The organism is Stenotrophomonas sp. STEN018 (genome assembly GCF_056760235.1).
Genome location: NZ_JBRREK010000050.1, coordinates 1 through 11,599, shown reverse-complemented (window position 1 = coordinate 11,599; position 11,599 = coordinate 1). Strand labels below are relative to the sequence as shown.

At 62.1% G+C, this 11,599-nt stretch carries 8 protein-coding genes and 1 tRNA gene; all 9 read left to right on the top strand.

Annotated features, from left to right (window positions below; translation table 11 throughout):
* Positions 1-12: 12 nt before the first annotated feature.
* The 9 genes from nuoN to pnp all read left to right on the top strand — a co-directional run bounded on the left by nuoN (position 13) and on the right by pnp (position 11,061).
* Positions 13-1,470 (top strand): NADH-quinone oxidoreductase subunit NuoN, encoded by a 1,458-nt coding sequence (nuoN, locus tag ACVOMB_RS16730; protein ID WP_481532209.1) that lies wholly within the window; start codon positions 13-15, stop codon positions 1,468-1,470.
* A 202-nt stretch (positions 1,471-1,672) separates the two neighbouring features.
* Positions 1,673-1,749: transfer RNA gene (locus ACVOMB_RS16725), tRNA-Met, on the top strand.
* Positions 1,750-1,946: 197 nt separating this feature from the next.
* Complete coding sequence (rimP, locus tag ACVOMB_RS16720; RefSeq protein ID WP_296246084.1) at positions 1,947-2,534, top strand: ribosome maturation factor RimP; 588 nt, start codon at positions 1,947-1,949, stop codon at positions 2,532-2,534.
* 4 nt (positions 2,535-2,538) lie between these two features.
* Positions 2,539-4,050, top strand: a complete 1,512-nt coding sequence (gene nusA / locus ACVOMB_RS16715) for a transcription termination factor NusA (protein WP_481532208.1) — start codon at positions 2,539-2,541, stop codon at positions 4,048-4,050.
* A gap of 95 nt (positions 4,051-4,145) precedes the next feature.
* Complete coding sequence (infB, locus tag ACVOMB_RS16710) at positions 4,146-6,779, top strand: translation initiation factor IF-2 (protein ID WP_481532207.1); 2,634 nt, start codon at positions 4,146-4,148, stop codon at positions 6,777-6,779.
* A 170-nt stretch (positions 6,780-6,949) separates the two neighbouring features.
* Complete coding sequence (gene rbfA / locus ACVOMB_RS16705) at positions 6,950-7,339, top strand: 30S ribosome-binding factor RbfA (RefSeq protein ID WP_481532206.1); 390 nt, start codon at positions 6,950-6,952, stop codon at positions 7,337-7,339.
* A gap of 112 nt (positions 7,340-7,451) precedes the next feature.
* Complete coding sequence (truB, locus tag ACVOMB_RS16700) at positions 7,452-8,363, top strand: tRNA pseudouridine(55) synthase TruB (RefSeq protein ID WP_481532205.1); 912 nt, start codon at positions 7,452-7,454, stop codon at positions 8,361-8,363.
* A 182-nt stretch (positions 8,364-8,545) separates the two neighbouring features.
* Positions 8,546-8,806 (top strand): 30S ribosomal protein S15, encoded by a 261-nt coding sequence (gene rpsO / locus ACVOMB_RS16695; RefSeq protein WP_057626688.1) that lies wholly within the window; start codon positions 8,546-8,548, stop codon positions 8,804-8,806.
* Between the two features lie 146 nt (positions 8,807-8,952).
* Positions 8,953-11,061 carry a polyribonucleotide nucleotidyltransferase gene (gene pnp, locus ACVOMB_RS16690; RefSeq protein WP_481532204.1) on the top strand — a complete coding sequence of 703 codons (2,109 nt, stop codon included), beginning with the start codon at positions 8,953-8,955 and terminating at the stop codon, positions 11,059-11,061.
* Positions 11,062-11,599: the final 538 nt, after the last annotated feature.

Sequence of the window (11,599 nt, the reverse complement as noted above, 5' to 3'; positions counted from 1 at the left end):
CAGGATTTGATGATGACCACGCCGACGCCCCTGCCGTTGACCATGACCGACCTGCTGCCGTTGCTGCCCGAACTGGTAGTGATTGGCGGTGCCTTTGCCCTGCTGATCCTTGATCTGTTCATCAGCACCAAGCACAAGGTCTGGACCCACTTCATTTCGGTGGCGATCCTCGCTGTCGCCTTCATCATGCTGTTGAACGGCGTGGGCGGGCAGGGCGAGGTATTCCACGGGATGTTCATCCGTGACAACGCTGCCGACGTCATGAAGACCGTCGTAGTGCTGGTCAGCGGTCTGAGCCTGATCTACGGCTGGAGCTACCTGCGCGAGCGCAATCTGTACCAGGGCGAGATCCCGGTGCTGATCCTGTTCGCTACCGCCGGCATGATGATCCTGGTGTCGGCTGGCAGCCTGCTGATGGTCTATCTGGGCCTGGAACTGCTGGCGCTGTGCTCCTACGCACTGGTTGCCAGCAACCGTGAGAACAAGCTCGCGGCCGAAGCCGGCATGAAGTACATCGTGCTGGGTTCGCTGGCCTCGGGCCTGCTGCTGTACGGCATGTCGCTGATCTATGGCGCCACCGGTTCGCTGCATCTGGACGTCATCCATGCATCCATCGCGCATTCCGATGAGCGCCTGCTGCTGTTGACCGGTGCGGTGTTCATGGTTGCCGGCGTTGCCTTCAAGCTGGGCGCCGCACCGTTCCATATGTGGCTGCCCGACGTCTACCAGGGTGCGCCGGCGCCGATCGCGCTGTTCATCAGCTCGGCACCGAAGCTGGCGGCCTTCGGCATGGCTTACCGTCTGTTGGAAATGGGCGTTGGCCCGTTGTCGACCGAGCTGCAGTACGTGCTGGCCGGCCTGGCCGCACTGTCGCTGGTCATCGGTAACCTGATGGCCATCGCCCAGACCAATCTGAAGCGCATGCTGGCTTACTCGACCGTGTCGCACATCGGCTTCCTGCTGATGGGCATCGCCGGTGGTGGCGAGCAGGGCTATTCGGCGGCGCTGTTCTATGCCATTGCCTACGCCATCATGTCCACTGCCGCATTCGGCGCGATCATCGCAATGTCGCGTGCCGGTTTTGAGGCCGAGAACATCGAAGACTTCAAGGGCCTGAACGCACGCAGCCCGTGGATGGCAGGCCTGGTCCTGTGCATCATGGCGTCGCTGGCCGGTATCCCGCCGTTCCTCGGCTTCTGGACCAAGCTGTCGGTGCTGAGCGCGGCCATCAATGGTGGCCTGCTGTGGCTGGCCATGGTCGGTGTGCTTTGTGCGGTGATCGGTTGCTTCTACTACCTGCGCGTCATCAAGGTCATGTACTTCGATGAGCCGGTGGGCGAGCCGCTGCCGCGTAACAATGACCGTATCCTGGGCATCGTGTTGGGCGTGAATTCCGTGCTGCTGCTGGTGCTGCCGCTGGGTCTGGGCCCGATCATGGAGTGGATGCGCAATTCTTTTGCACATTTGTAATAAAAAACGTTACAAATCTGCGCGAAGTGTGTATTATTCATCTCCTGAGTTGACGACCTCACCGCCTAGCGGAAAGGTCGGAACCACCTGGTAAGTGGTTCAACCGGAAGGGTTTTTCCGGGTTTCTCTAGCGACTAGAGAGAAACGCGAAGTAAATAAGTCTTGCATTATCGGCTTGGTTACTTCATAATTCCGCTTCTGATGCGGGGTGGAGCAGTCTGGCAGCTCGTCGGGCTCATAACCCGAAGGTCGCAGGTTCAAATCCTGCCCCCGCTACCAGCTTCAGTCTTTGCAACACAGTGTGTTGATAAGGCAAGAGTTGGGCTCGCAAGAACGGCTGCTTCCGTTCTTGCAACCGGGATCCGGCCAACGGATCCAAACGGACAAAGGGCCCATGTGGGCCCTTTGCTGTTTCTGGAAATCAGAAACCCCGGTTGGGTGACAACCGTTCTCTTACTTACGAATCAAGGCTGGCTGTGAGCGACAAGGCTACTGAAATCGCGAATCTGCTGGGCCCCACCGTGCAGGCGTTGGGGCTCGAGTTGCTTGGCGCCGAATATCTGCCGGCCCCGGGCGGCGCAACGTTGCGCCTGTATATCGACGTGCCGCTGGCTGAACAGCCTGAGCGCATGGTCAACGTTGAAGACTGCGAGCGGGTGAGCCGCGAGGTTTCCGCGCAGCTGGACGTTGAGGACCCGATCAGCGGCAATTACACGCTGGAAGTGTCTTCGCCGGGCGTGGACCGTCCGTTGTTCTCGCTGGAGCAGTTCGAGCGCGCCATTGGTGAATCCGCCAAGGTCGGCCTGAAGCTGCCGCAGGAAAACCGCCGTCGCCTGCAGGGCGAGATCGTCGCGGTTGACCTGGAGCAGGGCACGGTGACCTTTGTGGTCGACAACAAGCCGTTCGTGGCTTCGTTCGACAACATCGACAAGGCACGCATCATTCCGGACTGGGCCGCTTTGGGCCTGGCACCGACCAAACCGACGGGTCCGGCCCCCAAGCAGGGCAAGACCAAGAATAATTCCAATAACGAAACGGCGGCCAAAAAGCCGCGCGCGGAGTGAGCCGATGAGCAAGGAACTTTTGCTGGTAGTTGACGCAGTCGCCAACGAGAAGGGCGTGCCGCGTGAAGTTATTTTTGACGCGATCGAGGCCGCATTGGCTTCTGCCGCGAAGAAGCGTTACGCCGAAGAAGAAGTGCTGGCGCGCGTTTCGATCAATCACAAGGACGGCACCTACGAAACTTTCCGTCGCTGGGAAGTGGTCGCTGATGACGTCGTGATGGAGTCGCCGGACCGCCAGATCCGTTTGATGGATGCGGTGGACGAAGCCGACGGCGTTGAAGTCGGTGACTACATCGAAGAACAGATTGAAAACCCCGATTTCGGCCGTATCGCAGCGCAGGCTGCCAAGCAGGTCATCGTCCAGCGTGTGCGCGAAGCTGAGCGCCAGCAGGTGGTGGATGCGTGGAAAGACCGCGTTGGCGAATTGGTCACCGGTGTGGTCAAGCGCGCTGAGCGCGGCAACATCTATGTTGATCTGGGCGGCAATGCCGAAGCCTTCATTCCGAAGGACAAGGGCATTCCGCGTGACGTGCTGCGTGCCGGCGACCGCGTGCGCGGTTACCTGGCCGAAGTGCGTTCGGAGCCGCGTGGCCCGCAGCTGTTCATCAGCCGTGCAGCCCCGGAATTCATGATCGAGCTGTTCAAGCTGGAAGTGCCGGAAGTCGGCCAGGGCCTGGTCGAGATCAAGGCCTGTGCACGTGACCCGGGCGACCGCGCCAAGATCGCCGTACTGGCCCACGACAGCCGCACCGATCCGATCGGCGCCTGCATCGGCATGCGCGGTTCGCGCGTGCAGGCAGTGTCCAACGAGCTCAATGGCGAGCGCGTGGATATCGTGCTGTGGAACGACAACCCGGCCAACTTCGTCATCAATGCGATGGCGCCGGCTGAGGTCCAGTCGATCATCGTTGACGAAGAAAAGCATTCGATGGACCTGGCCGTGGCGGAAGATCGCCTGGCCCAGGCAATCGGCAAGGGCGGCCAGAACGTGCGTCTGGCCAGCCGCCTGACCGGTTGGCAGCTGAATGTGATGACCCAGGACCAGGTGACCGCCAAGTCGGAAGCCGAGCAGGGCGTCGCCCGTCAGCTGTTCATGGACAAGCTGGAAGTGGACGAAGAAATCGCCGGCATCCTGGTGTCCGAAGGTTTTGGTACGGTGGAAGAAATCGCCTACGTGCCGGTTGGTGAGTTGCTGGCAGTGGAAGGCTTCGACGAAGATATCGTTGAAGAACTCCGCGCCCGCGCCCGCGATGCGCTGCTCAATGAAGCGCTGGCGGTGGAAGAGGGTGCTGACGGCGATGTGCCGGCAGCAGATCTGCTGGCACTGAAGGGCATGGATGAGGCTACCGCGTACGCGCTGGCTGGCCACGGCGTGCGCACAAGTGAGGATCTGTCGGATCTGGCTGCCGACGAGGTTCTGGAGTTCGGCATCGAGGGCATGGATCTGGAGCGCGCCGCGGCGTTGGTCCTGGCAGCCCGCGCCGAGGAGATCGCCCGCCTGGAGCGCGGCGAATGAGCCAGCGATGAACAGTGCCCTGAGCCGCTCAGGGCGTAGACTCCGCGCTGCCTTCGTTCGTGACGAGGGGGCGCAAACAAGATCATAGGATCCGAATGTCGCAGCAAACCACCATCCGCAAGCTCGCCGAACTGGTCAACACGCCGGTCGAGAAACTGCTTGAACAGCTGTCCCAGGCCGGGATGAAGTTCAGCGGTCCCGACCAGGTCGTGACCAGTACCGAGAAAGTGAAGCTGCTTGGCTTCCTCCGCCGTTCGCACGGCAAGGAAGAGCAGCCGGTCGAAGACGCCGAAGCCGCAGCCAAGAAGATCACCCTGAATCGCCGCAAGCATCAGGAAGTGACCGTCAGTGCTGGCCGCAGCAAGACCACCGTCAATGTGGAAGTGCGCCAGAAGCGTACTTATGCCAAGCCGGAAGGTGGCAAGCCCGCGATGACGCCGTCCGAAGAGCGTGCAGACATCCTGCGCAAGCTCGAGGAATCGCGTCAGCGCAATCTCGACGAGCAGCGCATGCTGGCCGAGAAGGATCGCGCCCGTGATGAAGGCATCGCAGCCAAGAAGGCGGCTGAAGTAGCCGAGGCTGCTCGCGTTGAAGCCGAGAAGGTCGCTGCTGAAGAGGCCGCCAAGGCCGCTGCTGCAAAGCCGGCACCGGCAGCTGAAGCACCGGCACCGCGCGCAGCGCGTCCGGCCGCCGCCGCTGCCCCGGCCCGCGCACCTGCCCGCGATGAGCGTGGCAACAACGCAAATGCCAATGCCAACGCAAAGCCGGGCAAGCGCAACGAAGGTGGTGATGGCAACCGTTTTGGTGGCCAGCTGCACCTGTCGGCGTCTGACCGTGCCCGTCGTGGCAACAGCAACAACAATAATTCGCGCGGTCGTCCGGGTGCACGTGCACCGCAGGGTCGCCGTGGCAATGACGCATCGCGTAGCGGTGGCGGCAGCCATGCCTTCGAACGTCCGACCGCACCAGTGGTGCGTGAAGTCGCCGTTGGCGACACCATCACCGTGGCCGATCTGGCGCAGAAGCTCGCGCTCAAGGGCGGCGAGGTGGTGAAGGCGCTGTTCAAGATGGGCGTGATGGCTACCATCACCCAGTCCATCGACCATGACACTGCTGCACTGGTTGTCGAAGAGCTCGGCCACAATGTGGTTCGTGCCAACGCCAACGATGCCGAAGACGCACTGCTGGCGATCACTGGTGCCGATGAGCGCGTAGCCGTGCCGCGTGCACCGGTCGTGACCATCATGGGTCACGTCGATCACGGCAAGACCTCGCTACTGGATTACATGCGCCGTACCAAGGTCGCCAACGGCGAAGCCGGTGGTATCACCCAGCACATCGGTGCTTACCATGTGACCACGCCGAAGGGCGTGATCAGCTTCCTCGATACCCCGGGCCACGCCGCGTTCACCTCGATGCGTGCCCGTGGTGCGCAGCTGACCGATATCGTGGTGGTGGTTGTCGCCGCCGACGATGGTGTGATGCCGCAGACCAAGGAGGCCATCCAGCACGCTCGCGCCGCCAACGCGCCGATCGTGGTGGCAATCAACAAGATCGACAAGGCCTCGGCCGACCCGATGCGCGTCAAGAACGAACTGCTTGCTGAGCAGGTCGTGGCCGAAGACTTCGGTGGTGACGTGCAGATGGTGGAGATCTCGGCCAAGACCGGCTTGGGTATCGACGACCTGCTGGATGCGATTTCGCTGCAGGCCGAAGTGCTGGAGCTGAAGGCCGTGGCTGACGGCCGCGCCAATGGCGTGGTCATCGAATCCTCGCTGGACAAGGGTCGTGGCCCGATCGCGACGGTGCTGGTGCAACAGGGTCTGCTGAAGAAGGGCGACTACCTGGTGTGCGGTATCCAGTACGGTCGCGTGCGCGCACTGTTTGACGAAACCGGTGCCCAGGTCTCCGAGGCTGGTCCGTCGATTCCGGTGCAGGTGCTGGGTCTGTCGGGCGTGCCGGAAGCCGGTGATGACTTTGTCGTGGTTGAAGACGAGCGTCTGGCCAAGGACGTCGCGCAGACGCGTGAAACCAAGCGTCGCGAGTCGCGCCTGGTCGCCACTGCCGGCAGCCGCATGGAAGACATCATGTCGCAGCTGGGCAAGGGCGAAGGCCAGCAGGTGTTGAACCTGTTGATCAAGGCCGACGTCCAGGGTTCGGTGCAGGCACTGAGCCAGGCGCTGGTTGCGCTGTCCAACGACGACATCCGCATCAACGTGATCCACTCTGGCGTGGGCGGCATCACCGAGTCCGACGCCAACTCGGCCGTGGCTTCCAAGGCCACCGTCATCGGCTTCAACGTGCGTGCGGATGCTTCGGCCCGTCGCATCATTGAATCCAACGGCGTTGACCTGCGTTACTTCTCGATCATCTATGACGTGATCGATCAGGTGAAGCAGGTGGCCTCCGGTCTGCTCGGCGTGGAAATCCGCGAAGAGATCATCGGTATCGCCCAGGTCCGCGACGTGTTCCGCAGCTCCAAGTTCGGCGCGGTTGCAGGCTGCATGATCATCGAAGGCGTGGTGAAGCGGAACAAGCCGATCCGCGTGCTGCGCGACAGCGTGGTGGTGTTCGAAGGCGAGCTGGAATCGCTGCGTCGCTTCAAGGAAAACGTCGAAGAAGTTCGCAACGGTACCGAGTGCGGTATCGGCGTGAAGGCTTACAACGACGTCAAGCCGGGCGACCAGATCGAGTGCTTCGAACGTATCGAAGTGCCGCGTACGCTGTAACGGCTGCGATCGAGGTGCCGGGAGTCGGGATTCGCTGAGGCGGGTCCTGGCGAGCGGGGCCTCCAGCGGCCGGGTCGGGGAATCGTGAGTTGTCGCCGTGAATGCGGTTGCAGCGAGCGGTTCCCTTCCGGTTTCATTGAAATTCACTCTTTATTGCTGATACTTGCCTGATGCCTAAGACTTTCCATCGTACCGACCGTGTTTCCGCACAGATCCGCCGTGATCTGGGCACGCTGGTGCATGCCGCCGTGCGCGAATTCGGCCTGCCCTCGGTCAGTGTGTCGGACGTGGAAGTCACCCGTGACATGGCCCACGCCAAGATCTTCGTGACCGCGCTGATGCCGGAACGTGCGGATGAGGCGATGAAGGGGCTGCGCGAACTGACGGTTGAGCTGCGCATGTCGCTGGCCAAGGCGATGAAGTTGCGGCATGTGCCGGAGCTGCATTTCCACTACGACGATTCGGTCGATCGTGGCGAGCGCATCGACAATCTGCTGCGCGACCTGGTGCCGCCGCCGGAACCCGAGTCCGACGCCGACAAAGGCGCCGACAAAGAATAATCGCAGCAGCCCGTAAGGGCTGTTGTCATGTCTGGCCCGCGCGTTGGCGCAGGCGGCTTTCCCGTTTTCTGCTCGGTGTGCTGAATGCACGCCGGCCTGCCTATGGTGTTGCATGCGTCCCCGAATCCAATTCCGCCGCCTGGATGGCATCGTTCTGCTCGACAAGCCGGCTGGCATGAGCTCCAACACCGCGCTGCAGGTTGCGCGCCGTCTGTTCCGCGCCGAAAAGGGCGGTCATACCGGCAGCCTCGATCCGCTGGCCACCGGCCTGTTGCCGCTGTGTTTCGGCGAGGCCACCAAGATTGCCGGCCTGCTGCTGGGCTCGGCCAAGGCCTATGACGCCGAAATCCGGCTGGGTAGCACCACCGATACCGATGATGCCGATGGCGCGGTGCTGCGCGAGCGGCCGGTGCCTGAGTTCAGCGATGTGCAGTTGCAGGCGGCCTTGGTCAGCCTGACTGGCACCATCCTGCAGCGTGCGCCGATCTATTCTGCGCTGAAGCAGGGCGGCGAGCCGCTGTATGCCAAGGCCCGCCGCGGCGAGGCCATCGAGGCGCCCGAGCGTGAAGTGCAGGTACAGGCGATTGAAGTGCTGGCGCGTGAAGGTGAGTGTCTGTCGCTGCGCGTGACCTGCGGCTCGGGTACCTATATCCGCAGCATTGCCCGCGATCTGGGCGAGCTGCTGGGCTGTGGTGCGCATGTGACTGCGTTGCGTCGGTTGTGGGTGGAGCCGTTCATGGCGCCGAAGATGATTGGCCTGGACGCGCTGCGCGCAGTGGCTGAATCCGGCGACGAGGCCGCTTTGTTGGACTGGCTGCTGCCGATCGAGCAGGGCTTGAGCCAGTTTGCCCGGGTTGAGCTGGATGCCGCCCAGGCAGCGCGGTTCTGTCTTGGCCAGCGCCTGCGCAATCCGGACTGGCCGGTAGGCCTGGTGGTGGTTTATGGCGACGGCGGGCAGCCGCTGGGTCTGGGCCAGGTGGAAGAGGGTGGGCGGCTGGGGCCGCAGCGCCGCTTCAATCTCTGAACGGGCAGCGGCGCACAGTACCTTTAAAGACACTCCCGCCTTGTCCCGGATGGTTGTGACCGTTACAATTTTGCGGCCCTAGAAAGGGCAACTGTCCGCCTCGGTGGCCAGCCTATTAATCGGCGAGCTGTGCGGTGCGTCATGAGACGTTCCTGCCGGCCCCGCATCTGAAGAGAAAAACCATGTCGATCGACACCCAGAAAGTCATTGAAGAAAACAAGCGCGGCGCTGCTGACACCGGCTCACCGGAAGTCCAGGTCGCCCTGCTGACCGCTCGCATTGAACTGCTGACCGGCCACTTCAAGGAACACAAGAAGGATCACCACAGCCGCCGTGGTCTGCTGCAGATGGTCAACCGCCGCCGTAGCCTGCTCGACTACCTGAAGAACAAGGATGTCGCACGTTACAAAGCATTGATCGAAAAGCTCGGCCTGCGCCGCTAATCGATATCCGCCGCGGCGCAGCGATGCGCCGCGGTTTTGTTTTAAGCGCTTCAAAATCGTAGTAGACCGGCCGGAACCGCCCGGCCAGCCGTTGCCGGCATGGGTTGGCAACGGACCAATCGAAGAAAGCATTTCAAGGATCCCCCGTGGCAAAAATCACCAAAACCTTCCAGTACGGCAAACACACCGTCACGCTTGAAACCGGCGAAGTCGCCCGTCAGGCCGGCGGCGCAGTCATCGTCAAGATGGACGACACCGTGTTGCTGGTCACTGCCGTCGCCGCCAAGAGCGCGCGCGAAGGCCAGGACTTCTTCCCGCTGACCGTCGATTACCAGGAAAAGTTCTACGCCGGTGGCCGTATCCCGGGTGGCTTCTTCAAGCGTGAAGGCCGTGCGACCGAAAAAGAGACGCTGATTTCGCGCCTGATCGATCGCCCGATCCGTCCGCTGTTCCCGGAAGACTACAAGAACGAAGTGCAGATCATCGCCACGGTGATGTCGCTGAACCCGGACGTCGACGGTGATATCGCCGCGCTGATCGGTGCCTCGGCTGCGCTGTCGCTGGCCGGTACCCCGTTCAAGGGCCCGATCGCCGCCGCCAAGGTGGGTTACAAGGATGGCGAGTACATCCTCAACCCGACCGTGTCGGAGCTGAAGGAATCGCAGCTGGAGCTGGTGGTCGCTGGTACCGCCAATGCCGTGCTGATGGTGGAATCCGAAGCCGCGCTGCTGTCCGAAGAAGTGATGCTGGGCGCCGTGACCTTCGGTCACCGCGAAATGCAGAAGGTCATCAACGCGATCAATGAACTGACCGTTGAAGCCGGCACCAAGCCGAGCGACTGGGTTGCCCCGGCCAAGAACACCGCGCTGATCAGCGCCCTGCAGGAAGCCGTCGGCGGCAAGCTCGGCGAAGCCTTCCAGGTGCGTGACAAGCTGCAGCGTCGTGACGCCATCTCGGCGATCAAGAAGGACGTGGTCGAGACCCTGGCTGGCCGCGTTGCCGCTGAAGGTTGGAACTCGGCCGAGCTGTCGAAGGAATTCGGCGAGCTGGAATACAGCACCATGCGTAACTCGGTACTGGACACCAAGGTCCGCATCGACGGCCGTGCGCTGGACACCGTCCGCCCGATCGCCGTGAAGACCAGCGTGCTGCCGCGTACCCACGGCTCGGCGCTGTTCACCCGTGGTGAGACCCAGGCCATCGTGACCATCACGCTGGGCACCGCACGCGACGGTCAGGTCATCGACGCCGTTGCCGGTGAGTACAAGGAAAACTTCCTGTTCCATTACAACTTCCCGCCCTACTCGGTCGGTGAGTGCGGTCGTTTCGGTGCGCCGAAGCGTCGCGAAATCGGCCACGGCCGCCTGGCCAAGCGCGGCGTGCTGGCGGTGATGCCGTCGCTGGAAGCCTTCCCGTACACCATTCGCGTGGTGTCGGAAATCACTGAATCCAACGGCTCCTCGTCGATGGCTTCGGTCTGCGGTTCCTCGCTGGCCCTGATGGACGCCGGCGTGCCGGTCAAGTCGCCGGTTGCTGGTATCGCCATGGGTCTGGTCAAGGAAGGCGAGCGTTTCGTCGTCCTGTCCGACATCCTGGGTGACGAAGATCACCTGGGCGACATGGACTTCAAGGTCGCTGGTACCGCCGAGGGCATCTCCGCCCTGCAGATGGATATCAAGATCGAAGGCATCACCGAAGAGATCATGAAGCAGGCACTGCAGCAGGCCAAGGCTGGCCGTCTGCACATCCTGGGTGAAATGGCCCACGGCCTGACCACCCCGCGTGCCGAGCTGTCGGACTACGCGCCGCGTCTGCTGACCATCAAGATCCACCCGGACAAGATCCGCGAAGTGATCGGCAAGGGTGGTTCCACCATCCAGGCCATCACCAAGGAAACCGGCACGCAGATCGACATCCAGGACGATGGCACCATCACCATCGCTTCGGTGAATAACGCCGCTGCCCAGGCCGCCAAGGCCCGCATCGAGCAGATCACCTCGGACGTCGAGCCGGGCCGCATCTACGAAGGCAAGGTCGCCAAGATCATGGACTTCGGTGCGTTCGTCACCATCCTGCCGGGCAAGGACGGTCTGGTCCACGTGTCGCAGATCTCCAGCGACCGCGTCGAGAAGGTTGGCGACGTGTTGAAGGAAGGCGATGTGGTCAAGGTCAAGGTGCTGGAAGTCGACAAGCAGGGCCGTATCCGCCTGTCGATGAAGGCCGTTGAAGAAGGCGAGGGCACCCCGGCCGAATAAGGCTGCGGTGTTGTATCGCTGAGAAGAAAAGCGGGCCTTGTGCCCGCTTTTCTTTTGCCCGGAAAACAGCAGTTGGATGGCTAGGCATGTTTCCTCCTGTAGTGCCGAGCCATGCTCGGCAGCGGCCTTCCCGGCAATCCATCAGGTTTTGTAGGAGCGGCATCAGCCGCGAAGCCGATGGTGAATCAGATTGCAGATATAGCCGGCGTTTCATTGCTGCCAGCTTCGCGGCTCACGCCGCTCCCACAAAGCATGGCGCGCGAGCACCCGTAGTACCGAGCCATGCTCGGCAGAGGCTTTCCCGGCAATCCATCAGGTTTTGTAGGAGCGGCATCAGCCGCGAAGCCGATGGTGAATCAGATTGCAGATATAGCCGGCGTTTCATTGCTGCCAGTTTCGCGGCTCACGCCGCTCCCACAAAGCATGGCGCGCGAGCACCCGTAGTGCCGAGCCATGCTCGGCAGAGGCCTTCCCGGTAAACCATCAGGTTTTGTAGGAGCGGCATCAGCCGCGAAGCCGATAGTCGATCAGATTGCAG

What these genes read in the sequence shown, in the direction of transcription:
- nusA (WP_481532208.1), top strand. Translation starts at nt 2,539, where the DNA reads ATGAGCAAGGAACTTTTGCTGGTAGTTGACGCAGTCGCCAACGAGAAG.
- infB (WP_481532207.1), top strand. Translation starts at nt 4,146, where the DNA reads ATGTCGCAGCAAACCACCATCCGCAAGCTCGCCGAACTGGTCAACACG.
- truB (WP_481532205.1), top strand. Translation starts at nt 7,452, where the DNA reads ATGCGTCCCCGAATCCAATTCCGCCGCCTGGATGGCATCGTTCTGCTC.
- nuoN (WP_481532209.1), top strand. Translation starts at nt 13, where the DNA reads ATGACCACGCCGACGCCCCTGCCGTTGACCATGACCGACCTGCTGCCG.
- rpsO (WP_057626688.1), top strand. Translation starts at nt 8,546, where the DNA reads ATGTCGATCGACACCCAGAAAGTCATTGAAGAAAACAAGCGCGGCGCT.
- rbfA (WP_481532206.1), top strand. Translation starts at nt 6,950, where the DNA reads ATGCCTAAGACTTTCCATCGTACCGACCGTGTTTCCGCACAGATCCGC.